Source organism: Paenibacillus sp. Y301 (assembly GCF_059445505.1).
Map to the genome: position 1 here is coordinate 1 of NZ_JCAIUL010000027.1, position 25,538 is coordinate 25,538.

General features: G+C 38.8%; 31 protein-coding genes and 1 pseudogene. 8 read left to right on the plus strand and 24 right to left on the minus strand.

Translation table 11 applies throughout. The features are described 5' to 3' along the window. Positions 1-312: 312 nt before the first annotated feature. From AC1D69_RS24505 to AC1D69_RS24530, 6 genes are all read right to left on the minus strand, one after another. Positions 313-828, minus strand: coding sequence for a class I SAM-dependent methyltransferase (locus AC1D69_RS24505; protein WP_495458729.1), 516 nt, complete (start codon positions 826-828; stop codon positions 313-315). Positions 829-876: 48 nt separating this feature from the next. Continuing rightward, the gene (locus AC1D69_RS24510) at positions 877-1,641 is read right to left on the minus strand and encodes a Type 1 glutamine amidotransferase-like domain-containing protein (RefSeq protein ID WP_495458730.1); all 765 of its coding nucleotides are present in this window, start codon (positions 1,639-1,641) and stop codon (positions 877-879) included. Positions 1,642-1,716: 75 nt separating this feature from the next. Then, the gene (locus tag AC1D69_RS24515; RefSeq protein WP_495458731.1) at positions 1,717-2,301 is read right to left on the minus strand and encodes a DUF1361 domain-containing protein; all 585 of its coding nucleotides are present in this window, start codon (positions 2,299-2,301) and stop codon (positions 1,717-1,719) included. A gap of 226 nt (positions 2,302-2,527) precedes the next feature. After that, on the minus strand, positions 2,528-2,977 hold the full coding sequence (locus AC1D69_RS24520; RefSeq protein ID WP_495458732.1) for a GNAT family N-acetyltransferase: 450 nt from the start codon (positions 2,975-2,977) through the stop codon (positions 2,528-2,530). Positions 2,978-3,184: 207 nt separating this feature from the next. Further along, on the minus strand, positions 3,185-3,844 hold the full coding sequence (locus AC1D69_RS24525; protein WP_495458733.1) for an HAD family hydrolase: 660 nt from the start codon (positions 3,842-3,844) through the stop codon (positions 3,185-3,187). 18 nt (positions 3,845-3,862) lie between these two features. Continuing rightward, positions 3,863-4,312 (minus strand): GNAT family N-acetyltransferase, encoded by a 450-nt coding sequence (locus AC1D69_RS24530; protein WP_495458734.1) that lies wholly within the window; start codon positions 4,310-4,312, stop codon positions 3,863-3,865. A 234-nt stretch (positions 4,313-4,546) separates the two neighbouring features. Here AC1D69_RS24530 and AC1D69_RS24535 point away from each other — a divergent pair, with 234 nt between their 5' ends. Continuing rightward, positions 4,547-4,927 carry a hypothetical protein gene (locus AC1D69_RS24535; RefSeq protein ID WP_495458735.1) on the plus strand — a complete coding sequence of 127 codons (381 nt, stop codon included), beginning with the start codon at positions 4,547-4,549 and terminating at the stop codon, positions 4,925-4,927. Positions 4,928-5,005: 78 nt separating this feature from the next. Here AC1D69_RS24535 and AC1D69_RS24540 read toward each other — a convergent pair whose 3' ends face one another. From AC1D69_RS24540 to fur, 5 genes are all read right to left on the minus strand, one after another. Further along, positions 5,006-5,536 (minus strand): NUDIX domain-containing protein, encoded by a 531-nt coding sequence (locus tag AC1D69_RS24540; RefSeq protein WP_495458736.1) that lies wholly within the window; start codon positions 5,534-5,536, stop codon positions 5,006-5,008. An 18-nt stretch (positions 5,537-5,554) separates the two neighbouring features. Next, positions 5,555-5,758: a DUF4177 domain-containing protein gene (locus tag AC1D69_RS24545; protein WP_495458737.1), complete on the minus strand. Its 204-nt coding sequence runs from the start codon at positions 5,756-5,758 to the stop codon at positions 5,555-5,557. 34 nt (positions 5,759-5,792) lie between these two features. Further along, on the minus strand, positions 5,793-6,278 hold the full coding sequence (locus tag AC1D69_RS24550) for a DinB family protein (RefSeq protein ID WP_495458738.1): 486 nt from the start codon (positions 6,276-6,278) through the stop codon (positions 5,793-5,795). 129 nt (positions 6,279-6,407) lie between these two features. After that, positions 6,408-7,388, minus strand: coding sequence for a copper amine oxidase N-terminal domain-containing protein (locus AC1D69_RS24555; RefSeq protein ID WP_495458739.1), 981 nt, complete (start codon positions 7,386-7,388; stop codon positions 6,408-6,410). Between the two features lie 131 nt (positions 7,389-7,519). Then, a complete protein-coding gene (gene fur, locus AC1D69_RS24560) occupies positions 7,520-7,990 on the minus strand; it encodes a ferric iron uptake transcriptional regulator (protein WP_495458759.1) in 471 nt (156 codons plus the stop codon). 234 nt (positions 7,991-8,224) lie between these two features. Between fur and AC1D69_RS24565 the strand changes: the two genes are divergently transcribed. Both AC1D69_RS24565 and AC1D69_RS24570 read left to right on the plus strand, forming a co-directional pair. Further along, positions 8,225-8,521, plus strand: a complete 297-nt coding sequence (locus AC1D69_RS24565) for an ArsR/SmtB family transcription factor (protein WP_495458740.1) — start codon at positions 8,225-8,227, stop codon at positions 8,519-8,521. Continuing rightward, positions 8,514-10,997, plus strand: a complete 2,484-nt coding sequence (locus AC1D69_RS24570) for a DsrE/DsrF/DrsH-like family protein (RefSeq protein ID WP_495458741.1) — start codon at positions 8,514-8,516, stop codon at positions 10,995-10,997. The genes AC1D69_RS24565 and AC1D69_RS24570 overlap by 8 nt, the downstream gene beginning before the upstream one ends. An 88-nt stretch (positions 10,998-11,085) precedes the next feature. On the opposite strand, the gene AC1D69_RS24575 is transcribed toward AC1D69_RS24570, so the two are convergent. From AC1D69_RS24575 to AC1D69_RS24605, 7 genes are all read right to left on the minus strand, one after another. Then, complete coding sequence (locus tag AC1D69_RS24575) at positions 11,086-12,285, minus strand: MFS transporter (protein ID WP_495458742.1); 1,200 nt, start codon at positions 12,283-12,285, stop codon at positions 11,086-11,088. Between the two features lie 113 nt (positions 12,286-12,398). Continuing rightward, positions 12,399-12,647: a hypothetical protein gene (locus tag AC1D69_RS24580; protein ID WP_495458743.1), complete on the minus strand. Its 249-nt coding sequence runs from the start codon at positions 12,645-12,647 to the stop codon at positions 12,399-12,401. A 21-nt stretch (positions 12,648-12,668) separates the two neighbouring features. Beyond that, the gene (locus AC1D69_RS24585; RefSeq protein ID WP_495458744.1) at positions 12,669-13,850 is read right to left on the minus strand and encodes a hypothetical protein; all 1,182 of its coding nucleotides are present in this window, start codon (positions 13,848-13,850) and stop codon (positions 12,669-12,671) included. An 81-nt stretch (positions 13,851-13,931) separates the two neighbouring features. Next, on the minus strand, positions 13,932-14,216 hold the full coding sequence (locus AC1D69_RS24590) for a hypothetical protein (protein WP_495458745.1): 285 nt from the start codon (positions 14,214-14,216) through the stop codon (positions 13,932-13,934). Positions 14,217-14,319: 103 nt separating this feature from the next. Beyond that, positions 14,320-14,493: a hypothetical protein gene (locus AC1D69_RS24595; RefSeq protein WP_495458746.1), complete on the minus strand. Its 174-nt coding sequence runs from the start codon at positions 14,491-14,493 to the stop codon at positions 14,320-14,322. A 3-nt stretch (positions 14,494-14,496) separates the two neighbouring features. Continuing rightward, the gene (locus tag AC1D69_RS24600) at positions 14,497-15,114 is read right to left on the minus strand and encodes an NUDIX hydrolase (RefSeq protein WP_495458747.1); all 618 of its coding nucleotides are present in this window, start codon (positions 15,112-15,114) and stop codon (positions 14,497-14,499) included. A gap of 1 nt (position 15,115) precedes the next feature. After that, positions 15,116-15,796, minus strand: a complete 681-nt coding sequence (locus tag AC1D69_RS24605) for an SOS response-associated peptidase (RefSeq protein WP_495458748.1) — start codon at positions 15,794-15,796, stop codon at positions 15,116-15,118. A 310-nt stretch (positions 15,797-16,106) separates the two neighbouring features. On the opposite strand from AC1D69_RS24605, the gene AC1D69_RS24610 reads away from it, so the two are divergent. Together AC1D69_RS24610 and AC1D69_RS24615 are read left to right on the plus strand one after the other, a co-directional pair. Then, positions 16,107-16,910 (plus strand): copper amine oxidase N-terminal domain-containing protein, encoded by an 804-nt coding sequence (locus AC1D69_RS24610; RefSeq protein WP_495458749.1) that lies wholly within the window; start codon positions 16,107-16,109, stop codon positions 16,908-16,910. Between the two features lie 116 nt (positions 16,911-17,026). Beyond that, positions 17,027-17,266 (plus strand): hypothetical protein, encoded by a 240-nt coding sequence (locus AC1D69_RS24615; protein ID WP_495458750.1) that lies wholly within the window; start codon positions 17,027-17,029, stop codon positions 17,264-17,266. Between the two features lie 133 nt (positions 17,267-17,399). Here the strand turns inward: AC1D69_RS24615 and AC1D69_RS24620 are convergent, their stop codons facing one another. The 5 genes and pseudogenes from AC1D69_RS24620 to AC1D69_RS24640 all read right to left on the minus strand — a co-directional run bounded on the left by AC1D69_RS24620 (position 17,400) and on the right by AC1D69_RS24640 (position 23,448). Continuing rightward, positions 17,400-20,150, minus strand: coding sequence for an O-antigen ligase family protein (locus AC1D69_RS24620; RefSeq protein ID WP_495458751.1), 2,751 nt, complete (start codon positions 20,148-20,150; stop codon positions 17,400-17,402). Positions 20,151-20,414: 264 nt separating this feature from the next. After that, a pseudogene (locus AC1D69_RS24625) lies at positions 20,415-20,590 on the minus strand (IS30 family transposase); the annotation flags it as partial. Positions 20,591-20,799: 209 nt separating this feature from the next. Beyond that, entirely contained in the window at positions 20,800-21,657 is an 858-nt protein-coding gene (locus AC1D69_RS24630; RefSeq protein WP_495458752.1) for a copper amine oxidase N-terminal domain-containing protein, read from the minus strand. A gap of 791 nt (positions 21,658-22,448) precedes the next feature. Further along, positions 22,449-22,754, minus strand: a complete 306-nt coding sequence (locus tag AC1D69_RS24635; protein WP_495458753.1) for a hypothetical protein — start codon at positions 22,752-22,754, stop codon at positions 22,449-22,451. Next, positions 22,741-23,448: a sugar phosphate isomerase/epimerase family protein gene (locus AC1D69_RS24640; RefSeq protein WP_495458754.1), complete on the minus strand. Its 708-nt coding sequence runs from the start codon at positions 23,446-23,448 to the stop codon at positions 22,741-22,743. Before AC1D69_RS24640 ends, AC1D69_RS24635 begins: the two co-directional genes overlap by 14 nt. 26 nt (positions 23,449-23,474) lie before the next feature. Here AC1D69_RS24640 and AC1D69_RS24645 point away from each other — a divergent pair, with 26 nt between their 5' ends. Next, complete coding sequence (locus AC1D69_RS24645) at positions 23,475-23,810, plus strand: DDE-type integrase/transposase/recombinase (RefSeq protein ID WP_495458755.1); 336 nt, start codon at positions 23,475-23,477, stop codon at positions 23,808-23,810. Between the two features lie 62 nt (positions 23,811-23,872). Here AC1D69_RS24645 and AC1D69_RS24650 read toward each other — a convergent pair whose 3' ends face one another. Then, positions 23,873-24,064 (minus strand): Mu transposase domain-containing protein, encoded by a 192-nt coding sequence (locus AC1D69_RS24650; protein WP_495458756.1) that lies wholly within the window; start codon positions 24,062-24,064, stop codon positions 23,873-23,875. A 440-nt stretch (positions 24,065-24,504) separates the two neighbouring features. On the opposite strand from AC1D69_RS24650, the gene AC1D69_RS24655 reads away from it, so the two are divergent. Both AC1D69_RS24655 and AC1D69_RS24660 read left to right on the plus strand, forming a co-directional pair. Continuing rightward, a complete protein-coding gene (locus tag AC1D69_RS24655; protein ID WP_495458757.1) occupies positions 24,505-25,113 on the plus strand; it encodes a DUF6241 domain-containing protein in 609 nt (202 codons plus the stop codon). Next, positions 25,110-25,487: a hypothetical protein gene (locus AC1D69_RS24660; RefSeq protein WP_495458758.1), complete on the plus strand. Its 378-nt coding sequence runs from the start codon at positions 25,110-25,112 to the stop codon at positions 25,485-25,487. The genes AC1D69_RS24655 and AC1D69_RS24660 overlap by 4 nt, the downstream gene beginning before the upstream one ends. The last annotated feature ends 51 nt before the right edge of the window (positions 25,488-25,538 follow it).

The following is a 25,538-nucleotide window of genomic DNA, read 5'->3' on the forward strand; positions in this document are numbered from 1 at the left end:
CGTCTGTTTTTTGAATTCCTCATTAAACCGTTGTCGTTGTTCCCTCATAAAAGGACACCTCTTTCTTTGTTAAGTAAATTATCCAGTTTCTCTTAACAGGTGTCCACTTTTTATTCTAGCTACAGTTTTCCCGTTAACATTAAATACAACTCACCATCAGCCCAGCTCAGTCCTAGACCAGACATATAAATCAACCCTAAACCAGACATAAATCAGCCCTAGACCCGACCTAAATCAGACCTAGACCAACCCATACCAACCCCTGACCTGAACTCCTACACCGCTCCAACACGATCAATTCCCCAATATATATCAGTTCCAGCTTATTTCTTCATCACGACGATATACCTCAATAGGTACTGATGCGATTCTTGGTTCAGGTTTGTTAGATTTTCTACGACTGAACCAGTCTCCACAACATGTAATGTATGAAAATGCTCTCTCAAATCCTCTTCGGAGAAGAAATGTGCGTACTTCCCTGCTATATTCATATGTACTACTTTCTAGTTGCTGACCCGCTCCACAGTGAGGGTCCTCGTCTGAGAAACAAGTGAAATACATAAGCCCATTCTCTCGAAGATGAAGAATACACTTATCTATCAGTTGCTCCCGATCATCTTTTAGAAATAAATGCAATAGGTCGTAACAGTAAATCCCATCATATTGCTTATTCAAATTCATCTCTAATACAGACTCTTGGATAACGTGGGATCTAGAATCCCATTCCCTTGCTAGCGTTGCTGCATCTGCTGACAATTCTACTGCATCAACTATAAATTGTGAGGATAACGCTTTGGTATTACGTCCATAACCTGAACCAGGAACCAAGACCTTATGAATATTATGTATTTCAAAAAAGTATTCTCATTCCAATCATTATTCACATTCGTGAACCGAAACGCTATTTGTTAGATATAATTCTGCTAAGTCCCTGAAATACTCATCTTGAATTATCTTTACTTGTACAACTTGATTATTTAGATAAAACACTTTATATGCGTTAGCATTATCTGCTGTCTTCAACACTATATATTCGTTATCCTTAAAAATAATGGCACAATTATTCTCGATCGCTATGCCCATATCTTCTGTCCCTTGTACCATCTCTGGAAAGTTAATTGGTCGCTCGTACTCATTGAAATGAGGGCAATGAAACCCTTTTAAAATTCCTAATCCATCAAGTTTGATATAGTCATACTCTCCCTGACTTCCCGGAACTGAAATCTCACTATGTCCGTGTTGAAACCAACAGATCGAACCTGCGCTTATCCCAGATAGAACTGTTCCCTTGGTGTAAGCTTCTAACAAAATCCGATCTACCTGATGTTCTCGCCAGATTGCGAGCATTCTTCCCGTATTTCCACCACCCACATAGATCAGATCCGCTTGACTAATCTTTTCGTAAATCTCTTCCAACGTTATATCACTGTCAATTAACAAAAGAAAATCTACTTCACAACCCAACTCATCACCATAAATTTGTTGAAAGCTATCGCAATACCCAGATGAATCATCACTGGCAGTGGGTATAAATAAAGCTTTAGGTCTCTCTTTATCTGTTAACTTAACAATTTCAGTATCTATGCCATATGTCTCACGCTGGTCTAATTCTCCTCCACCAATAGCAACGATAATTCCCATGTTAGAATCGCTCCTTCACATTATCTGATGATTAATATTCCACCACACACCCTAGGTCGTATAGGTTAGCTTTCGTCACTTTTTCAAATAAGAAAAACAATATACAACACAGTAACTTAGCAACGTAACCGCAAATATCAACCCTGTAAAAGGCATGATATGTTGTAATTGCACGGGATCTGTAAGCATCAGAAATGTATCACGAAAGAGCTTATAAGGATTCAACAACACATCCCAACTATTCCAACGAATAAATCTCCCAATATAGATCCCCAAGCTACTTAGCATTAGAATGATAACCGTGAACATCCAACCTGTAATCCAGCCGAATGATTTCCTCACTAGACCATGAACCACAAATAAGGAATAAATACTTAAGAATAATCCTATTAATGCCGCTGAGAAAAAGATCATTAGGTGGTACCAAAATTCAAGGTCATGAGTAAACCGTTCTCCAGGCGCAGGTTTATAGTGAACGAACGGATGTAGCATGTCTGTTATCAAATACGCTGAATTGGGATAAAAGAATAACCATGCCAACCCTATCAATAGCAATAATATCCTTCTCCATGTACGATTCTTGTTCACATTTATATAGACGATGGTAATCAACAACGTACACCCAACAGGTACCCATGCGAGAAAAATATCCCAGTTCAAATATAAATATATTTCCCTTTTCGTATAATCTCTTAGATACTTTGCTAATGACAAACAAGCAATCGTTGCAACTAACAGTAGTCCTACGACAATGATATTAGGCAGTAAATTTCGTTGTTTTGAATACTTCAGAGTTCCACCTCCTAGCTAAGTAGTTTTCTAAAAAAACATACTATGCCTCATTAGCACCACTACATTTCCGACACAACAATTCCAATACAATCACTCATATATATAGTTGCAATCTCACCATATCCCTACAAGGTAGTCCGTTCTCAAATATAGGCTCATCATAATGACGTGTGAAATAATCTTTATCGATGCCTACAATTCTAAACCCATACTTCTGATACAGATACAACTGTGCAATGCTTGAATTTCCCGTGCCAATCTCTACAATTTTGTAGCCTAATTCCTTTGAAGTTTGTATCGCATGTTGTAATAATTGTTGACCGAACCCCTTACCTTGTAACGTTTCCTCCACAGCAATGTTCATGATCTCCACCGTATGTGGTCTAGTCGGTAATAAGACATACGTTCCAACGGTCTTTCCATCTAGCTCTTTGACATAACATTTACTTCTTGTGATATAAGCTTGTATGGATTGTTCTTCTGGATCTGCCAGCAATAGTAATTCCATTGGATACTGTGTTACTTCTGATATGGTCATCTGCATTCTCCTACATATATTTACTTTATTGCTACGCCTGTTCAGGTTTTAACTGCTTCCAATTCAATATACGATTTCAAAAATCTCTGGTTGTCATATGAAGTCTCCTTCAAGGTGACTTGAAGTTGATCCTTTGTGAACTCAACCAAGCCATATCCCGCCAACGGCTTATCATAGCAACCAAGTGAGCCTGGATTTAGATACCAACTAGGCTTAGCTCCTTACGTCTTCACAGAAATGATTCTTTATGGCCTCAACCGTGTTAACGATATACGTTGGCTTACTCTCTAACAATTCCTCATGATTACCATACCCATATTCGACAGCTATTGAGGCAATGTCATTCTTATGAGCTCCAATAATATCGTATTTACGATCTCCGATCATCACAATGCTTGACTTGTCTAAACAATTCTCTTCTATAACCGCTTGAATCACTTCATTTTTCTCTGATCGTGAACCGTCTAAATGACTGCCATACACCTGTTTGAAATATGGGGTCATTCCGAAGTGTTCTATGATCTTCACCGCGAACAAGGTTGGTTTCGATGTTGCTACAAATAATGTTCTATTCTGGTCAACTAATATCTGAAGTAACTCGTGAATACCTGCATAGATTTCATTCTCATATAAACCTCGATCTGCGTAATATTCCCTGTAATACATAACAGCTTTCTTGCAATCACTGTCCGAGAATCCATAGAACTCAGCAAAAGAAACCGTTAATGGTGGACCTATAAAGGATTCAAGATTATCTAAATTGTCTTCAATAATATCAAATTTACTTAACGCATATTGAACACCTTGAGTAATACCCATCTTAGGATCTGTTAAAGTACCATCTAAATCAAATAATATATTTTGAAAATGCAATCTCAACACCCCTTCTGTCTATACTTCTAGCTCATAGTGAACATACACTTCATCTTTCTCATATCCATTTCGCTCATAGAGCCTTTGTGCAATATCATTATTTATTGCTGTTGATAGCTCTAACCCCTTTGCATTGGTTTTGCGTGCATAGTTCGTTGCTTCATCAAGTAAAGATTGAGCTACACCTTTTCGTCTGTACTTATCTATAACAAATAGATCGTTAAGAATCCATAATTTCTTCATCGAGACGGATGAGAATGATGGGTACATCTGCATAAACCCAACTAGCTCTCCCTCTCCCGTATCTCTTGCTAACATAAGAACAGATTCCTTATATCGGATTTTATCAGTAATAAAAATACGTGCATTGTCCGTGTCGCTTTCTTGTCCATAAAAGATTCTGTACTGATCAAACAGGAGCACGACTTCTTCCAAATCATCCATTGTAGCTTCATTAATAACTTGCATGATATAACCACTTCCTCTTTAATATATTCGAGAATTCAGCCACAATTAAACGAGTTTAGTCATATTCATAACCATTATATCTTACGTAACAAGCATTCAACCAACATATACTAGTCTATTATCTTCATGTATGAACAATAACTTAAATTACGAATGTGCTGTTTATTTGGTTCTTCATCCAATCACCTCCTACTCTCTCAACATATATTACTTGTAGAAAGGAGGTTGATCAGCATGGTTGAATCCAAAAAAGCAGTGATTAGTCAAACATTATCTCCACGTCTGACAGTATATTCAGACGAGAATTTCCGCGGAAGAAGTAGAATACTCAGAGGTAACCTAGGTATTCGTAATATTGAGAATATCATTGGTGGAATCGAAAGTCTGAAATTCTTCTCTAGAAATTCAAATGCAACATTAGTTTTATTTAGTAGAACAAGATTTCGTGGGAATTTCCGCGTAATCCGTGGAAACCGTAACATCCGCGATTTAGAAGATTTCATTAACGGCCGTGATGTAGAATCCTTGATTTCTACAAATCAAAGATTAACTCTTGCCCAAATCCGTAGAATTCGAGACAGTGGCGAGTTACCACGTGGATATCGCACACTTTAATTTATTTGTATTGTGAACCATCCATGTAAAAGGCTTCTATTCTGCTAGATTAGCAGAATAGAAGCCTTTTTTCATGAATCATATATTTAATACGGTCGTTCGCATTCGCATGACTTCTCTTAGGAATGTCAGATCCCTCTCTTTTATAAACTGACCTACATAATTCCTAGGATGATCTTCTTCCATAAGTGAAATGGCCTCTTCGATATCCACCCATTTCAGCATACAACCTTGATTCTTTTCTTCTGTTGTGAAGCTGGGCGCTATCGGATGATCTGTAACTTCCCCAACATAACAATACGATATTTGAAGAAGTCTATGCTCGTTTCTATACTCGATGATCATTCCCACTTCATCCAATACATCGACTTCTACACCTGCTTCTTCGATCAACTCTCTAGTCAAAGCCTTGATAGGATCCTCGTTGTTCTCTAATCCGCCACCTGGAAGCTTATGATATTTATCCCTAGAAACATAGACTAACGCAATTTTCTTCAATGAATTCGATACAACAGCCCTTGATGCTTTTCTCAAAGAATATGCAATATCCTGATTGTTCATTTCTTCGCGTTCAATATCAGTGTCATCTATTTCACGGATTAATCTCATATGGTGCTCGCCTCCGTTCTAACCTAATAGTGCCTTTCTCTTAAATACAATAATAACGTCACTGGACTGCCCTTGACTGTTACTCATGTCAAAGCAAGATACTAGCTCCCAGCCATCAAATCCGTATTGATTCAATGTTTCCTCGAATTGTTCCTCGTCTACTTTACCTCCAAGAAATCCTATCGTCTTATACTTTATTGTTTTGTATTCCCATTGATCCAATATGGTCCCTCCTTTACGCATACCCCAACATTATTTATGCCTGATGGTTCTTAATAAAATCATCCACTTGGCTCATATGATGCTGATCATGCCAAATGAAATCTTTTAAATATTGTGGGATGTGAAATGGTTCTCCACTATCCATATAACTTGCAAGATAGACCTCTTCAGGCAAACTTCGAATATATTGAATTATCTGCTCTCTTATGTAAATGGTTTGTTCGCCCAATTCCATAATACTCGTTCTATTCCCATATGCCTTCGCTGAATCGTTAAATTCGTCGAAGTTCTGATGCTGCAAAGTTAAACTTTCCTCCTTATAGATCTTCTCGATCGCTGTTTCAAAGAAATACTTATCCCATAACATCATATGACTTACTAATTCGCGTAATGACCATTTTCCTTCTGCTATTTCTTGATTCCATACCATTTCTCCATATCCTTCTAGCTTCTTAACGCAACTGACCCACTCACTAAATTGATCTAGTAATTGCTCTTTACTTTCAATAATCTCTGTCATATCCATCCTCCTCATTATTAATATGTTTATAATATGTTTATAATATGTTGTATTTCACTTCTGAATAATTATGAACGATAAGTTCCGTGTTACGAGTTAATCCTGATTTCTCTCTTCAATATTCCCCACTTATATGGTCCATTCATTATGAATAATCGCCACTAGCACCCATGTGTCAGCTTCCTGCTCAAACACTAGTCGCAAACTCCTCCAATCCATTCCCTCATACACTGGATTAAATCCATCGAAATAATATTCAACCACAATGCTCTCTGGATAAATCATACGAATATTATTAAGTGAATTCCCTGATCCAAGCATCTGATTGTACCCCACTTTCGGAGCACTTGCGAAATCATTACTGTATACATATCGTTTATAATACGATTCAAACGTCACAGAAATAGGGAATCCCGTTCCATCTTCTTCGCCCCATAAATAGATCTTCGTATTATCGAACCCTTCAGCTAATTTCTCAAGTGGCATTGCAATATTTCGCTTCAAGTCGATGTAGCTGTAAGGGACGAAAAGAACACCCTTTTCTCTACTAGACAGATTCGATAGTGTTGTGAAGTCCCTATTTTTTAACGCTAGAATCGTCTTATCCGCAATCAGTCTGATCTGTTCCTTAGCCTCAGCTGGAGAGAGAGATGCTTGAATCTCGGCTGTACGTGTGGATGCATCCCATCTTATACTTGCCCCCATACTCTCCATGGCGATCCGAAGAGGTACAAATACTTTCCCTTCTCTGATTTCAGGTGCTTCCTTTAGCAACTCATCTTTATCTTGGACCTTCACTTGTTTACTCCCTACTAGGAATTGTGCATTGCGTTCTCCCTTATTTACCATAATCTTATGTTGCTGAGGGAGCCAACTTACAGTCGCACCGATGGCTTCAGATATGACCCGAATAGGTACCATAATGGTTCCATTCTTTTGAAAAGAAGTTCCTTCTCCGTGAATCCACGCACCATCCACCTTAATTTGAAACGGTTGATTCGTCGTATCTGCATAACTAGTTGATATACCTGAACACACACTAACTAGTAATATCAACGTCGTCAGTCCTGCTCTTCTGAAAGCTTGCCGATCAAAATTTAATCTCATCATAGATACCGCCTCCCTAACTACCATAATACCCCATTTAAGGTATGGGATCAGTTAATCTTTTGTCATTCTGGATACAAAAAAAGCCACAGATTAAATTCCGGGCTTATATGATAACCTGTATATTTTATTGTTTAAGATACTGCTTTATGTGTTCCACTGGCATGATTGGCTTGACAGGATTGACATACCCCTTGAAAATCAAGGCGATGGTCCTCCACTTTAAATCCAAATTCACGCTCAACTCGTTTCTCTAAAGGAAGCAACCAATCCTCCAAAATCTCTTGCACTCCTCCACATTCCGTACAGATTAAATGATGATGGAAATGTGCCTGATCTTTTCTTCGTAGATCGAATCGATATACGCCATCTCCGAAGTTAACCTTCTCAACAACATGTAACTCTTTTAATAATTCTAATGTTCTATATACCGTAGCAATACCAATCTCGGGAACTCTATCTTTAATAATCATATAGATTTCTTCTGTCGTTAAATGATTATCTTCATTCTCAAGCAACACTCTTACCGTTTCTTCCCGCTGAGCAGTTAGTTTATATCCTTTGGCCGTCAATTGTGTTCTGATCTCATCAATACGTGCATCCATCATTTCATTAACGCCTCCTTAACATCCTTTTATACGTCCTAATTCAGATATACGTTTTCATTCCTTATTTATAATGATTATTATCTAATATTAACTCAAGTGATTCATAATTTCAAGTTTAATTGAGAAAGACCCTTTAAATAGAAAATATAGATATTGTTAATGACACTTGCTTAATTTATCGTAATATCGTAATATTACGTTATAAGGATTTAACAAGGAGTGAATGTGGATATGGAAAATAATTTTAAAGCATACAACGAAACAGCCGATATATTGAAAGCTTTAGCTCATCCAGTCCGATTATGTATCGTTAGGGGCTTAATAGAGAAGGGAACTTGTAACGTCTCTTATATGCAAGAGTGTCTAGATATTCCACAATCGACGGTCTCCCAGCATCTTCAGAAGTTACGCACGATGGGAATCGTACAAACGGAACGGAACGGGCTTGAAGTGAATTACAGTGTCGTAGATCCGAGAGTAAAGATGATTATAACCACTTTTTTGGGAGGAGAAACACAACATGAGTAACAAAGTTCTAATTATTGGTGGAGTAGCTGGAGGAGCATCAGCTGCAGCTAGACTCCGCCGCTTAGATGAAGATGCGCATATTATTATGTTTGAAAGAGACGAATACATTTCCTTTGCTAATTGTGGACTCCCTTACTATATCGGAGACGCGATCAAAGATCGCTCGAAGCTATTAGTGCAGACGCCTGAAGCGATGCATAATAGATTCAACATTGATGTTCGAACCCATAGCGAAGTCATTTCAATAGATCCTATTGGAAAAACAGTCCGTGTACAGAGCAAGGAACGTGGGGTGTATGAAGAAAGTTATGACCATCTGATTCTTTCACCAGGTGCGAAACCTACTCAACCTAACCTACTAGGTATGGATAGTCCTAGAATATATAAAGTTCGTAATATTCCCGATATTGATCGTATTAAGCAGAAGGTAACCGATACAAGCGCTCGTTCGGCTATCGTTATCGGTGGAGGTTTCATTGGCGTAGAGATGGCTGAGAACCTAAAAGAAATTGGACTAGATGTAAATCTAGTTGAATCGGGCTCCCATATTCTAGCTCCATTTGATGCTGAGATGTCCAACATTCTTATGAAGGAATTAGAAGATCATCACGTAAATCTAACCCTTTCTAATAGAGTCCAGTCCTTTCATGACACACAAGATCAGATCGAAGTTCATTTAGCAAACGGCGATGTGTTATCAAGTGATATGGTGATTCTATCCATTGGAGTAACACCAGATACGAACTTCTTGAAAGATAGTGGATTAGCCCTTGGCCCAAGAGGTCATATTATTGTGAATGAGAGACTCGAGACCAATCTAGAGAATGTATATGCCGTTGGAGATGCGATCGAAGTTATTGATTACGTGAATGGAAGCACTACTGCCATTCCACTAGCAGGTCCTGCGAACAAACAAGGACGAATCGCTGCAGATAATGTATGTGGTTTAGGTACGGTGTACAAAGGAACTCAAGGTACCTCTATTATTAAAATCTTTGGGTTAACTGGCGCTTCTACAGGTAATAACGAGAAGACACTGCAACGTTTAAATATTCCTTACCGCGTGATCTTTGTACACCCAAGTTCTCATGCTTCCTACTATCCTGGGGCTAGTCCTATTACCCTTAAACTTCTGTTCAATGATGAAGGTACTGTACTAGGCGCACAAGCTGTTGGCTTTGATGGTGTTGATAAAAGAATAGATGATATCGCCACAGCTATCCATTTCCATGGAACCGTGACCGATCTCGCTGAGCTTGAGCTAGCCTATGCTCCACCCTATTCATCTGCAAAAGATCCCGTCAATATGGCAGGTTATACTGCTGAGAACTTGTTAACGAACAGAACCTCTGTCTTCGTTGCACAGGATATAGAGACACGTGATATCGAGAATACGATTCTAGTCGACGTTCGTTCTGAGATTGAACACCGTAATGGTCACATTCCAGGTTCGATACTGATCCCAGTAGATGAGCTTCGGGGTAGACTTCAGGAATTGGATCAGAGCAAAGAAATATGGGTCTATTGCCAAGTTGGGTTGCGGGGTTATACAGCTTCAAGAATTTTAGCACAACGAGGCTTCAAAGTACGTAATCTCACGGGTGGATACAAGACTTATCAAATGTCGAAATACACACCCACACCTAACGTACATGTATCTTCTGTTCAAAATGAGAACTTGAGAACTCAAGATGAAGTGGCTCCAACGATTGAGAATACCCTGCACGCAGATGTACAATTAGATGCCTGTGGATTAAGCTGTCCTGGACCTCTTATTAAACTTAAGTCATCCATGGATCAACTCAAAGATGGTGAAATTCTACGAGTGACTGCTTCAGATCCCGGATTCTATAGTGATGTACAAGCATGGGCTCAAATGTCTTCCCAACAAATCCTTCAGGTTCAAAAGACTTCAAATGGTATGATCGAAGCCTATCTCAAAAAACAAATAGCACCTGTGCCATCAGAAGTGTCTTCTGAGCGAACACCAACATCATCATCTACTTCTGAGGGTGCATCCATGGTTGTATTCAGTGGAGATCTAGATAAAGCCATAGCCTCCTTTATTATTGCCAATGGAGCAGCAGCCAGCGGTAAAAAAGTGACCATGTTCTTTACCTTCTGGGGATTAAACATTATTCGTAGACATGATAAAGTATCCGTCGATAAAACCTTCATCGGCCGCATGTTTGGAGCTATGATGCCCCGTGGAAGTCGTAAATTATCGATGTCCAAGATGAATATGATGGGTATGGGTTCCAAGATGATTCGGGGCATTATGAAAAAGAACAACGTATCTTCGTTAGAAGAATTAATTGAATCCGCCCTTGCACAAGGTGTGGAAATCGTAGCCTGTCAAATGTCCATGGACATTATGGGTATCACCCGAGAAGAATTAATAGATAAGGTCGAGATTGGTGGGGTTGGTTATTATTTAGGCAAAGCGGACCAATCCGGTATTAACCTCTTTATCTAAATTCTATTTTAAAAATATAAATACAATACAAAGCCAGTCAACACATACAACAACACGTGTTCGACTGGTTTTTTTACCTATACATAACCTATCCATTCTCACGAGCATGCCCTTTTAATTTGTACCTCATCACAAACTGAATACAGATTGCCACAAATAGGATAGCTAAATTAAAATAAAATGCAGCATACATCGAATAGTTCGCTATCAAGATCCCTGCAATAATAGGAGACACAATCGCGCCTAACTCTGAAAAAGACACCACATTCCCTATGAATGAACTCCGCTCTTCTTGATGAACCGTATCCGCAATATGAGCAAAGAAAGAGTCCATATAACATGCCCCTCCAATGCCTCCTATTAACATCCCCAGATATACGATCCAATGTTGATCGAACGCTAAGAATAAAATCACTTCTACTGCAATCAGAGATAGACCAATCATACAAATCATTAATCGATCTTGTAATCGATCAGATATCATCCCCACAAATGGAGCAGAAATAAAAGTGGACACTCCCACCACCGTAAAGGCGGCACTCGTACTAAAAGAGCTCCATCCCATCATATGAGTAGCGAACAGCGCAAAATAAGTAAGGAACACAGCAAAAGCGCTCATCTCTAGAAAATGAACGGTTGAATAAAAAGCCAACATTTTATTGAGTTTTATTTTTCGTTTCTGTCGTTTTTTCTCCTTCAAGACAGTCTTTTGATATCTTTGCTCAAAATGACCATCCTTGATTTTGATTAATGCAAGTAATGCCAACGCTGAACAAATGGCAACAAAGTAAAAAGGAACATTTAACGGAAAATAGATAGATAACCACCCACTAATGACTGGTCCTAACACCATCCCTGCACCATCACTGCTGCTGATATACCCATTGTAAGTTCCACGATTCTCTTCCGTACTCCATTCATTGATCGTGCTTCTGACAAACACCGTTAATCCCGTGGCAATGGCTCCTTGAATAAATCGTAACGCACACAGAAACCAATAATTCGTGGTCATCGCAAATCCAAGCATACTGATGACTTGCAGAGCCAGTAAAGTCACACCTACAGTCTTTCCGCCCCATTTTCTAAGTAAGATCCCCGTAGGTATCCCTCCACAAACCTTACCTACGTAAAAAATAGCAAAAATAACGCTCATCGCAAACACCGAAAAGTTCATTTGCTCTATAAATAAAGGGAACAGCGGCAAGATCATATACCCGCCCATATTCGTAAAGAAACAAATCATCACCATGAGCAGTACATTTTTATTCAACCCTTGTGTCCGCATCATTCATCCCCCTGCATTCTGACTTCTCCGCTATAAGGTATGCAATGATGATAAAAAGAGATCGTTTCGTGAATAATATTCTAATTCTGACTACACTGGGAATAGTGAAACTTTACTCAACCCTCTGATCCCAACCGCTCCATAATCAATGCATCCATTAAATGATCATACTTATCCAGACTATAAGCAGGAGATATGTCATATTGTTTTACGTATACGTTACCTTCTAGATCATCCACATACATATAATACTTAGACTTCGTAACTTTACCTTCATTCTCATAATTGAACTGCAACGCCCAAATATGTTGAATCTTAGGCAACATCGTAATAAATTTAATCAAATAATCTTCCCACAATTGCAAGGATTTTAACTAAAAGGGATTTTAACTAAATATCGTTATGTTTTTGCCATCATACTGGGCGAAACCGATGCCTAGAAACTTTTGTTCAATTAATTCTTCTCTCAAATCATATATATATACCATTTGTTGATTTACTTCATCTAACCATTTACAAGTGAGAATAATATGATTATCGACAGATAGTATTTTCTCACCTAGAGAAAAAATAAAGATGAATTGATTTGTTTGCAAATCCAAAATAGCATATCGTTCATTATCAAGAGTTTCAATAGAATAGAGTTTTTTATCCATTAATATGGGTCTATGTAAAATATTATTATATTCAAATAATGTTTGTTTTCCTGAAAGAATATCATATTCTATTCTTTTTGTTGTATTTTTTTCAAAGTCTACTAAAGTGTAGTTCATTTTTGTCGAATTATTCTCGTATGAAATAATAGATTTGTCTAAGGAGCAACTTTCTAATATTTGTTTGTTCTTCACCTCCAAAGGGAGTCCTGATTTTAACATACTAATAAAATTAAGTTTATCTAGAACAATAACATGTTCCCTTAACTTATAATCAAGGTTAATCTTATTATCAGAGTTCTTCCAAATTTCATGCTTTTCTTTATAGTGAAACCCCCCTGTGATTATCGCAATTTCTTCTTTTTGGGGATTATTTTTATCGTTTACTAGATTCATTATAGTTTCGATTCTATATAGGGTGTCTATTCCAAAATCAGGTGAAATATTATAGTATATTTTCTCCTCAAAATCAATCAGTATCATATTTGTTGTTTCATAGGTCTCCGAAGTTGAAATTCCAACTAAACAATAACGATCATCAATACCATTTATTTCCGTTCTATATAAGGTTGATTTCCCAATAATATCTTTAAGAGTTAGAGTAATTTGAGATATATGAATATCACCACAGTTTACACTATGAACATGCAGAAACATTTTCTCATACGAAAAACTCACATAATAAAGTACACCATTACAAAGTTGTCTCGAGAAAACTTCTGCTGGGTAAGTGAGTTCTAATGGTTCAATGGTATTTACTATTGTATTCTGAATTAAGAGTTTTTTAATAATATATCCTGCACTTATATCGTCATGGTCATTTACTTCTATATAATAGACGTTATTCTCTTTAGATTTTCCAATAAAGAAAATTCCTGTGTCGTAAAATCCACTCACACGTAGAATATTTAACATTAATAATATCTTCCCCTTATGTAGCAAGTTGAAATTCCCCAACCAATGATACATTGGTTGGGGATTACTCTAATTAGTTAACTAAAAAAGCCACACATGGTTTGATAATTTCGCACCACCTGCATAGGGGTGCCAATGTGGATAAAATCCATCTGTATCATGAGGAAGTGTGCAATATTTGGAGGAACCAGCCACAGAACTAGCTAAAGAACTAGCTAATGAATTGTTTTTAGTAAAAACATTATTAAGTCCGCTTGCTTTTAAATATGAAAGTGCAGCAGGTCGGTTTGCAAATGCTCCCCCTACCCAAACATCTTGGTTAACGATTTTTGCTGGAAAGTAATCATGTGTTTTATTATTTTTCAATGCTGAAGCGATATCTGAAACCAATGTATATGTGATCCCAAAAATTACTACTGTGGCAGCAGATGCAAGTAACGCTGCAAGTAAAGAACCCAGTACTGATCGTTCATTCCCTACTATCTATCCATTCCTCTATTCTTCTTATTTCTTCAGAATTATAACCAGCATTGACCAGTTCAGGCTGAGGTTTATAAGAATCCTCACGATAAAGAGACGCCGATACGGATGTAAGTACATCGTCACTAGACATCTTATAAATCGTTACTGCAATAAAAGTCACATCCTAATCTAACAAGACTTCCTTATCTGGTTCTCTCAGAAAATTAAACAATTCTTTAATTTGCTTCTCCGTAACTCTCTCTTCCGACAGGATTGGTAATTGATCCTCTTTGAAGAATTGCACGGCAGAAGTTTCTATTCCTCCCGAAGCCTCTCCACCGATAATTTCACATAGGATATATATTTTGTAAACATGTAAGGCAGATGGGGGGTGATCATGAAATTTGGTGTCCAGAATTCCTAATAGGCGAATCGTTCTAACATCGAATCCAGATTCTTCTTTTATTTCTTTGGCTACGACCTCACGTGGAGAAAGTCCAATATCTGCCCAGCCACCGGGTAAAGCCCATGCCCCATCAAGACGTTCTCTTACAAGTAAAATTTCATCATTCTGGAACACAACTCCCCGTACATCCACCTTTGGTGTTGCATATCCACTCTCACTGGCAAATAGTGTTCTGATCTTCTCGATCTCCACATCTGTATATTCATTCAATATCGTAATACTTAGTTCCCGTAGCTGTTCAAAACGTTCAAGATCATACACGTCCTTTGAATACGCAAGACCATTCTGACTGATAGCTTGGATTTGTTTGGCCCATTCCAACCATTTCAAGTTCATATCAACCACTCTCCCTAATGTCTTCGATTAATTCCTTCGAATCATGTCGTACATTTCCTACAGCAGATGATACTGGATAGGCATTCATCTTACTGGCCTCATATGGACGAAGTAATGCCATAAGAGCTGATTCATCATGGTTATCCCGACTTAGCCATTCTGTTTCGTTGTCGCGATGTAGAATAACAGGCATGCGATCATGGATGTCAGCCATGAGGCTATTCGGTGTTGTCGTAATGATTGTACACGTACTTAGTTTCTTACCCTCGGGATCAATCCATATATCATACAAGCCAGCCATTGAGAAAATATCACCATCTCGCATAACAATTCTCATGGGCTGTTTGCTATTTCCTTGCTGTTTCCATTCGTAGAACCCATCTGCCGGGATGATGCATCTTCGATTACTGATTAGACGTTTGAATGATGCCTTCTCAAGTAGTGTCTCAGCCCTCGCATTAATCATTTTAATCCCCATCTTCTGATCTTTTGCCCAAGACGGAACAAGCCCCCAACGGAGTTCTCCTACTCGATTCTCTGTCCCGTTATGTATGACAGCAGGTACGAATTGCATAGGTGCCACATTATATTTCGGGGCGTATTGAATCATTGTGGAATCATTCGTTAAGTATCTGATCATCAACTCTTCCATAGAGACCGTTATCGTATAACGTCCACACATGTTAATCACTCCCCCGAATAAATAGAATGCTTACTATTTTATAAGTCACCATAATTCCTTATTATTCGTCACTTTCTCCACTATACCTCTTGGACACTTTTCTGTTTTTCTCCTTTAGCTGCCGGTGCTGCAAGTCCCCAGATACTCATTGGCTCTCTAATTAGTACATTATCTTAACGTTACTCAATATATTAAATATGTTATTTCTTAAAACTTTTATACTAAACTAACGTTAGAGTAGTTATAACCCTTTCTGAATAAGCAGCTCAATATTTTAGTTGTCGGATGTATTAATCCAAAATAAGAACGGATGAGATTTATGAATCGGCGAGTGCTTAGCGTATCTCTTTTGATCTCGGCCTGTATCGCCCTATTATTTATTGGTTCTATCCATGTACATGCCGAGAGTCACAATGAAACATCTATTCATTTGAAAATCGATAAGTTCTTTATTCTATACACTCTTCCTTCTCCTCCATTTGTCGATGCCAAACAGCGCCTACTTATTCCACTTCGTGCTAATCAGGATTTAATGGGTGGAACTGTTTCTTATGACGATTCTACTAAAACAGCAACCATACTATTGCTGAATCATAGGTTTGAAGTGACTATCAATTCTAACATTGCACAAGTTGACGGGATGACAATTCATATGGATACAACTCCAATATTAAAAAATGGATCCATGTTTCTACCAATTCGCTTGTTTCTTGATCATACTGATGTTAAATATACATGGGACCAAAAGATGAAATTGCTACATATTACTGATGAAAGAGTGGCGGAAGGTCAGCCATTTAAAGATTTTGCAGGTAATGATTTCACGTCTGGTAACGAAGATGGTGCTTTCAGTCTAACTTCCTTTAAAATGACCTTACACTCGTTGTCAATCAAAGCTCTCAATATTTCCGGTGAAAATATAGCCAAAGGAAAATCGGATATTCATCCATTAGTATCATTCAAGGATAAAGGTGGTTTTTCTACCGATTCCTATACTAGACCGATTTATCCAGCTCTCCCAGAGGTGATAAAAGATTCATCCATAACTGTAACTCAACAGTTTGATATGAAAAATGTTGCGTATATTATTTCCGTAGGAAGAAGAGAGCCTTAATGTGAAAATTTGAGGACACTCAACACTCTGTAGGAAGCCGCTACAAGTGCTTCATTGTATTTTAAATCAATCGAATCCAGGATAATATTCATTCACCCAAAAGAACAGAATCACTCATGATTAAACATCGATCAGCTACTTTAGGTGAAACAACTTTTATTTATGAATTTTACAGAAAGTCTTTTATGGGACTTTTACTTAAGAAATTGGATAGATCGGATCTAGATATAATGTTACGAGATATTAACGATAATAAGGCTATGGATCTGCTTAATATTCAAAGTCCAACTTGGGTCAATGAAACTGAAGTTATTTTGCACACATTAAGTGGTGACAAAACAATCATATTAAAATAGGCTAGTTTATCTAGCCTCTGACATGGCGACAGTTAAGAATTATTCATAAATACTTCTCAAAAAAGAATTGCCGCTCCACTCCCGTTTTAGGAGTGAGCGGCCTCTTTAATCTTTTTAGAAAATATTTTGTTGACTACATTGCAGCAGCTTCCTCAATTTTAGCAGCCTCGCTAGGATCGGCACTAATTAATTTATTATATATTTCCTCGTCCTGAACATTATTGGTTCTCTTTAAAGCGGCCAAGTACCAGCGAGCCAATTCGCGATTGGAAGTGTCGCTATAATCTTCTTCAAAGCGATCTTTAAAAGTGTTGACTGCCTCTTCTACCTTCCCCGAAAACAACTCAATCTTACCTACATTCAGTACAAGCGAAGCGGGAAGAGCGAAGAGATCATTGTTGGCGTCCAATAGAATTTGTCGGTAAGCCTGGAGTCCAAAGTTGAAATTGTATCTCATAGCAACTTCCTCTTGATCATCATTGATGTGATCACCCATTTGACTACGCGCATTCATGCCAAGATTAAAGGCTTGGATTATCAAGGCATTATACCACTCCGTAGACCAAGCTACGGGTTGAAGCACCAAATCGGCGTAACCTTCCGTAAAACCTGTTTTGAGTAGTTCAGTAGCTAAACTATTATCGCCTTCTATTTGCTTTATTTTCCCAATGCTTAATGCAATTAATGGTGTAATATTAAATGGACGCCCCTGCATCTGTTCTTCCGGAAGGGTTGTTAGATAAGCTATTCCATCCAAAACATACTGATATTGGGCTAAACCGGCTGTGAAATATTTCTGCTGTTTGTTGTTATCTTTGATAATACGAGCTTCATTTCCAAGAGCAAAAGCACGACTCATCATATTTTCGTACCAGTTAATGTCCCAGTTATATCGGTAAGCATTTTTAGAATATATATTGTAAGCAAGTTCTGGTTGATCTTTCATATCGTAGTAATTGATCAACTGGTTAAGTAATTTCTTATTGCCCGGCTCCTGCTTGATTGCTCGCTCCAAGAGCGTAAAAGCTTCATCAGCAAATTCCTCTTTTTGCGTCAGCTTGTATACATGTTGGTCCAAGGCGGAGAGTAGAATGACTGATTGGGGATAGTTTGGACGATATCTCAACGCTTTATGAAGAGGTGCTGCAACTTCCTCATACGATGTGCTGACTGTCGATAATTGTTCGGCTTTCATTGCAGAATTGCTAGAAATGATTGACCGGGTGGAGAGCACCAACAAGGTAATTGAAAAAATAGTTAGAGCGGCCAGATACCCAAAGCGAATTATATCTTTTTTCCAAATTGGCGGCAATGGCTTACTGTGCATGACGTTCGCCATACCGGCTAGCCCAAGGAAAAGGAGAATACCCATAAACGCATAACTCATATTAAAATCAAGCAGACTATGCACAAGTATCGACAAGGTGATGATTAGATAGAAAAAACCGTTTGAGAAGTCATCCTTGTCCCGTTGCAGGTAACTACGAATATATTTATAGAAAATATATAGTATGAAACACATAAAAATGATGAATCCGATGATCCCAACTTCGATTAGATATTGTAGGAAAAAGTTATGCACCTGGCGGCTAGTGTACGGGTTATTCTGGTATTGCTCGTATAGCGCCGACCAGCCTCCTCCTCCGGTACCGAGCAATGGATAATCCTTTGTCACCTTCAGGGCGTCTTTGTAGAAGGTCAAACGCTCTAGCACACTGTGCTGCTTAAAGTTAATGTTATCCAACCGAGTTTCAAGATTGTCGGGAAGTGCTTTTTTCAAGTCAGTACCCATCAGCAGGAAGGCGACCAGCGCTACCAACGCTATGGAAACGATCGGCAGCCACAGACCGGCCAGCTTGTGTCCGTTCCAGCCGCTCATCTTACCTTTAAGCCAAGGGGCGGCATAGCTCTGAATGACCCATGCGGTGACAGCGGACAGTGTCGAAGCGGCGACAAGATAGCCCCAGCCTCTGGCGGCGGTGCCTGCATGGAAGGCAAGGCCGATGTTGTTAATCGGGCCTATGACGGCCAGCGAAGCGAGACCGGACACGGCCAGATGGATAACCCACAGAATCTGCTGTGTCGGCCTCAGTAACAGCAGTAGTAGAAAGAAGATGACTGGGAGTAACACCAACCCACCGCGTGACAGCGTCAGTAGTAGTGAAATCAGGATGGGTACCAGCATACAGGAATGGATTAAGATACCGTACCATTTGCGAGAACGGATGAGGGTGAATAGTGCCACGAACAGGAAAGCCATCAGAAAGGCAGCGTATGTATTGGCGTACTGAAAAATGGAAGTCAACCGCAACCCGTTAGAATCGGTCATAACAGCATCCGTATAAATTCCATTCCGCACTGTATTAGAGAACCAACCGACCAGACTTCCGGCCAATTCCCCTGCCCTAAACCAGTTTAATAGACCAAAGCCGACGATCAAATAGGCAAGTGTAAGTACGGCGTTTTGGAGGGCGAGATCCACGCGCTTTTGTCTGAGTAAATACAAAGCTATAATAAATACCGCACCATAAATACTCTGAATATAGAGCAGGTTCATTGCGTTATAATGGGATATGGCGACGAACAGAGACAGTGCATAGGTCAGAGGCAGCAGCAGAGCCGCCATGGAAAGAATGTCTCGTTCTTCTTCAAATTTAAACTGTTTGTAAAAGGCGGCAATCCATAGCAGCGCCAGCAAAGCGCTAAAAAGAACAGCGATATATATCGGCAGTTCGTAGTCAAGCATTTGCCCATTAAACAGTCCCGTTTGAAACGGCGCCCAGAATAAAAATAAAATAAAAGCCACGAAAAGCGATAGAACAAAGGCCGGCAATTTTTCGTCTTTAACCGACGTGTTTTTTATACCATACACTGGAATCGACAATGTTACAATCTCCTTTTTATGTTGAAATTTCACTATTTTATCACGCTATTTTAGGATGAACTGCTTAACAGACAGATTGTTGCTTGGTTTGAGATCTGGATTGAATACATCTTAGATGTACTTATGAACAAAAGAACATCTTCGCGATATCCAAAATTTTATTTAATAAACTTCCTCCATTGCCCCTTTCTCTAAACTATGTGAATTTCCTATTTGAATTATCACGTGTATGCAAACTTTAAATCTGTGAAAAACATTTCCTTGGCCGTTTATTAATGAGATTGAGTGCTGTTGCCAGGATGAATGGGGATCAGCAAAATAGACATCGATGTTGCGAGGAACTCCAAAGAGGCATGACAGGCAAACTCTTTTCCACAATCCGTGGTCGCGGTTTGGAAAGTGCCCTGAGGATACTGAGATGCAGTAACGCCAAAGGCAATCGTCTAGAAATGCGGTGAGTTTAGTTTCTGCTCTCTCGCTGTCTTCGATACAATACTTTATGTCTATATTTTCTTGTATATAATAAGACGGTAATAATATCAAAAGGTTTGTGAAAATAAGTAAGTAATTCCCCAGATTGTTTTACTGAACTAGCGTGTTCCGTTCAATGACCGAAGCGATAACTGTACGCTTACCCAGTCCGTATCATTTATATTTCCGTACTCTTCATCAAACCGTTTTGTTCAGCTGTTTTCATCAATTTAGCAATGGAATCCAGCGCAGTCTCGCTGAACTTATACCATTGCCCCTCCACAGCGTCAAAAATCAGCGCTTTCGGATAGTCTGCCAATTGTTCTTCCGTGAATCCGTTGAGCCCAGATGGATCACTCAGAATATAGGGATCAAAGCGTTGGACACTATTTCCTGCCGCGTCCAAAAAACCATATTGCCCGGTTTTCGTATACCACCCTAAAGTATCCAAATTGTAATACCACCCATAATTCGTCGGAGCATCCACCTTAGCACCTTTATTCGACTCAAAGAGCGCATAAATCTCTTCGTTATAACGCTTGCCACTGAACTGCTGCCTGTAGCCGCCTATTATCATGTGGTATTCATATTGCAAAGTTGTCACTTTCACTCCATTGATCATCAAGGGCGCGGTATCGACCGTAACCGTACCGTTGCTGTAATTGACCGTACAGCCAAACGTTTCCGCTAGAAAGCGTAGCGGAACAAGGGTGCGATTATTTTGGATGTACGGCTGCACATCCAACTCCAGTGTCTTTCCATCTTTCACTGCGGTGCTGCTGTTCAGTTGCAAGGTTATTTTCATGTCATCTCTCATAATCGTCACTTCCGAGCCCGACCAATCGACCACAGCCTCCAGATTTTCGCTGATCACGCGCAAAGGCACCATTGTACGACCGTTCTTCATCTCAGGCTGTACTTCGGATGTGATCGCAACGCCATCCATGATAATCGGATGACTCTCTGCCGCATGAACAGGCACCGATACAGCAATGAGGCTTAGAGCAAGTGCAGTGCTAAGAATAATTTTTTTCATTGTGTGAATTCTCCTCGTATATAGATTTTGCAACGTGCGATTAAAATCGCATGCTGATACTTCCTTACCTTTAATTACGAGACCACTCATCACGACAACTGCCATAATGAATAAAATGATAAGTTACCTAACTGCCCCATTTTTCTATACTCCGCGTATAAAATCCCCAAAAAATCTAATACCCATATTTTTCTACAAAGACTAATACGCAAATATTGATGACTTTGTTGCGAAAACTGGTAGTTAGCGGAATAACTAAATTAATGCATAGGTATAAACAGATTGTTTATTATGTTATTTATCCATTCATAAGTGAAAATACCCGTAAGTAATAAAGCGAAAATACTTGCAGTAATCTTGTTGACTTTTGAAATTATCCCAATAAGCTTGTACATTACAATAAAACATAATATCGTTACCATCAGAAGTAAGAGAACAGATATCCACATCACATTTCCCCTCCTTTTTCTAGTCTAACTTTGATACTATTCTCCCTCTGCCCGTTAGCGGAACGATGGGCTGCCGTTTTAGCCCACATGGAATTGAACGATTGCTAATACTTAGTACTCACTAGAATAATTAATAATTAATAACTTTCCCTAATCCTTTTAATGCCTCAAATATTTTAGTATCGTCTCTAGGGTCTTGAATTTTTCCAGAGTGTATTCTGTACATATCGTTATCATATCTTTTAAGCCAAATAGATGAGATCGTCGGAATATCAAGATCTAAAAATTGAGAAGAGAACGTGGACCAAAAAGTTCCTAGATATATTCTTTCATTTCCCACAACTACAACAAAAGGTTTACCGCTTGCTGGTACTTCGCTTCTAGCTTTCCCTCTAAACTAAGGCCTTCCTTCATTGTAAATTCATGTTCTGTCCAATTGTATGTTTTAATCTCCTTGTCGGTAAGCACAGGTATTGTTTCTAATGGAAGATCATCAAGCTTTTTACTCATAGCTTCATTTGTAGATAAGTCTTTAACCAAATAGATTGAGAATTCATTAACAGCTCTCTCCTTATTGCCATTATTACAGCCAACAATTAGGAATATAACATTCAGAATTAATAATAATTTTATTTTAGATAGACTCATAGGAACCCCTTAATGCTTCCAATCTTGTTGCTCGTTCAAACGCTTTATGTAAAAAATCTGGTGCAGATAAATCCTCATAGTCCCAATTCATGGCCTCTATTGCGGTCGCACCGGAATAACCTGTTCTTACAATTGCTTGCATGACTATAGACCAATCAATCGTGCCGTCAAAGGGTAACCCGTGCTGGGCATAGCTTCCGTTATCATCATGTAAATGGATTGCCATCAACCGGGAACCATACATGGATAATAGATCTTTATCCGGATAGTAGTGGTAGTGATGTCCACTGTCATAACAGAAACCGATCCGTTGGGAATTCACTTGCTCCAGCATATACGCCAAATTGGTAAGATTTTTCAAATTCTCAAGCGCAACATTGACACCAAACTGTTCAGCTTTTTCAGCGATTCTCTTGATTCTATCGAGTCCCAATGCGTTATATGGATTATCTTCGTGAGGCAGGTGCACCACCATTGTCGGAATCTCAAATCCTGCGCAATCTGCAACACATTGCAAATAGCAGTCAGTTAAGGCATCACCGTCCAGATTATCAAGCCAGAGGTCATATACGACGAGATCAAAACAAAAGGATTCATCGGGAGCATTACCACCCTTCGTTACTTCATGAGGCCACTGAAGCCTATCATTTCTTTTAAGGCTACCGAACGGTTCGAGACCGAGCCAGGCGAGCAAGCACAGGTCGACTGGGTCACTTTAGAGTGAATTGGAATCAATCCCAAAAGCGGTTGTATACGTTTGTTATGGTACTTGGTTATTCGCGCACGTTGTATGTGGAATATACAGAAGATGAGAAAGTTCAGACCCTTATTGGCTGTCATGAACGAGCGATGACGTACTTTCGAGGGATTACAAGAACTTGTCTGTACGACAATATGAAGACCGTGGTCATCGGACAAGTCGAGCAAGGTGAAGTTATATGGAACGAGAGATTTTCAAAGTTCGCCAACCATCACGGATTCATTCTTCGTCGTTGCAAACCCTATCGTCCGCAGACAAAAGGGAAAGTGGAGAATGGTGTTGGTTATGTTCGGTAGAACTTCTGGCCAAGAGTACCGTCGTTTACAGGACTACACGATCTCAATCAACAAGTTCTCTTTTAACTGGATAATGTGGCCAACTGCCGCATACATGATGCAGCATGCCGTTCTTCTCGTCCTGAACATAGATGACCTACATAGATAAACGGAATCGAATAGCGATTGCCCTGGTAAGACACCAGTGTGTCACTGGAAACCTTACGGATATGCCGTTCTTCTGATTGGAAGGGAAAAGAATTAGTCGGTTTCAATTTCTCTCCTACTCGATTCTCTGTTGTCCCGTTATGTATGACAGCAGGTATGAATTACATAGGTGCCACATCCACATTATATTTCGGGGCGTATTGAATCATTGTGGAATCATTCGTTAGGTATCTGATCATCAACTCTTCCATAGAGACCGTTATCGTATAACGTCCACACATGTTAATCACTCCCCCGAATAAATAGAATGCTTACTATTTAATAAGTTACCATAATTCCTTATTATTCGTCACTTTCTCCACTATACCTCTTGGACACTTTTCTGTTTCCCCTTTATCTGCCGGTGCTGCAAGTCCCCAGATACTCATTGGCTCTCTAACTAGTACATTATCTTAACGTTACTCAGTATATTAATTATGTTATTTCTTAAAACTTTTATACTAAACTAACGTTAGAGTAGTTATAACACTTTCTGAATAAGGAGCCTATGATGAAGAATAGGATTATAATTGTCGGAAGTATAGCTGTTTTAATTATTAGTGGACTTATATTTTTTAACGAATTCTATATTTACAATAAAAAAGTTGTGGTTAAACTGGTGGAAGAAAATACGGAGGATGCTACAGCTTTAAATCATTCATTAGTTCCTGTTGTACCGAACATTATTTCCGAGTTTACTAAGATCGCAATGATTGACACTACACCGGAGACAGAAATTAACATGCTACTTGATAATGGGGACGTTATGATATTCATGTCCGATTGGAAGTTGGATCTTTCACAATTTGATACACCCATAATCGAACTAACACCTGAACGTGTAGAACTCATTTTAGATGTCATTCAGTTGAGTGAGGTGATTCAGAAATATAAATATAAGAACTCAGAACTTCTTGCACAAATTGCAGAACAATGGAGAATAGGTAATTTTTCAACAATTAAAGGAGATCATAAAAAGCTTAAGGAGATTGAATATTTACACAGGGAGGGTTTGATCGCAATAGAAAATCAGCAGAAGGAGAAGAATGCACCTGCTAAAGATATATATATCCAAGAGATAATAAACGCTGTTGGAAAGAAAAAAAGCTTTCAATGAACCGTTTTGAGGATGCGCTTGAAGAGTGGCTAGATGCGCCTTACAATAACAAACAACCCTATGAACTCTCTCCTTCTGAGCGTCAACAAATCGCAGAAAGTGTATATCCGGAAAATACTGTGCTGACAACAGGTGACGTATTAACTGAGTTTGAGAAAATGTTTTCGGGAGAACACACGTATACCTATGATCGTTATGTTGCTTTGTCATATTATTTAACAACAGGACAGGCAAAAAAGGACAGTTACCAGTTTAATGAGTTTTTTCCGCTACCGTTCTTCCCTCTTGATTATAATGATAAAGAGATATCTGCTAAATCTATCCGTGACTCCTATTTGTTATTCTATCAATACATTGATAAATTGCAAGAATGATGTTAAATACCACTTATACCGTTTGATGCGGTTTAGCAAGCTTAGGTATAG

Coding starts and splice junctions, on each gene's coding strand:
- AC1D69_RS24510 (WP_495458730.1), bottom strand. CDS start 1,641: ATGGGAATTATCGTTGCTATTGGTGGAGGAGAATTAGACCAGCGTGAG.
- AC1D69_RS24520 (WP_495458732.1), bottom strand. CDS start 2,977: ATGCAGATGACCATATCAGAAGTAACACAGTATCCAATGGAATTACTA.
- AC1D69_RS24530 (WP_495458734.1), bottom strand. CDS start 4,312: ATGCAAGTTATTAATGAAGCTACAATGGATGATTTGGAAGAAGTCGTG.
- AC1D69_RS24535 (WP_495458735.1), top strand. CDS start 4,547: ATGGTTGAATCCAAAAAAGCAGTGATTAGTCAAACATTATCTCCACGT.
- AC1D69_RS24540 (WP_495458736.1), bottom strand. CDS start 5,536: ATGAGATTAATCCGTGAAATAGATGACACTGATATTGAACGCGAAGAA.
- AC1D69_RS24550 (WP_495458738.1), bottom strand. CDS start 6,278: ATGACAGAGATTATTGAAAGTAAAGAGCAATTACTAGATCAATTTAGT.
- AC1D69_RS24555 (WP_495458739.1), bottom strand. CDS start 7,388: ATGATGAGATTAAATTTTGATCGGCAAGCTTTCAGAAGAGCAGGACTG.
- fur (WP_495458759.1), bottom strand. CDS start 7,990: ATGGATGCACGTATTGATGAGATCAGAACACAATTGACGGCCAAAGGA.
- AC1D69_RS24565 (WP_495458740.1), top strand. CDS start 8,225: ATGGAAAATAATTTTAAAGCATACAACGAAACAGCCGATATATTGAAA.
- AC1D69_RS24570 (WP_495458741.1), top strand. CDS start 8,514: ATGAGTAACAAAGTTCTAATTATTGGTGGAGTAGCTGGAGGAGCATCA.
- AC1D69_RS24575 (WP_495458742.1), bottom strand. CDS start 12,285: ATGATGCGGACACAAGGGTTGAATAAAAATGTACTGCTCATGGTGATG.
- AC1D69_RS24585 (WP_495458744.1), bottom strand. CDS start 13,850: ATGTTAAATATTCTACGTGTGAGTGGATTTTACGACACAGGAATTTTC.
- AC1D69_RS24600 (WP_495458747.1), bottom strand. CDS start 15,114: ATGAACTTGAAATGGTTGGAATGGGCCAAACAAATCCAAGCTATCAGT.
- AC1D69_RS24605 (WP_495458748.1), bottom strand. CDS start 15,796: ATGTGTGGACGTTATACGATAACGGTCTCTATGGAAGAGTTGATGATC.
- AC1D69_RS24610 (WP_495458749.1), top strand. CDS start 16,107: ATGAGATTTATGAATCGGCGAGTGCTTAGCGTATCTCTTTTGATCTCG.
- AC1D69_RS24615 (WP_495458750.1), top strand. CDS start 17,027: ATGATTAAACATCGATCAGCTACTTTAGGTGAAACAACTTTTATTTAT.
- AC1D69_RS24630 (WP_495458752.1), bottom strand. CDS start 21,657: ATGAAAAAAATTATTCTTAGCACTGCACTTGCTCTAAGCCTCATTGCT.
- AC1D69_RS24635 (WP_495458753.1), bottom strand. CDS start 22,754: ATGAGTCTATCTAAAATAAAATTATTATTAATTCTGAATGTTATATTC.
- AC1D69_RS24655 (WP_495458757.1), top strand. CDS start 24,505: ATGATGAAGAATAGGATTATAATTGTCGGAAGTATAGCTGTTTTAATT.
- AC1D69_RS24660 (WP_495458758.1), top strand. CDS start 25,110: ATGAACCGTTTTGAGGATGCGCTTGAAGAGTGGCTAGATGCGCCTTAC.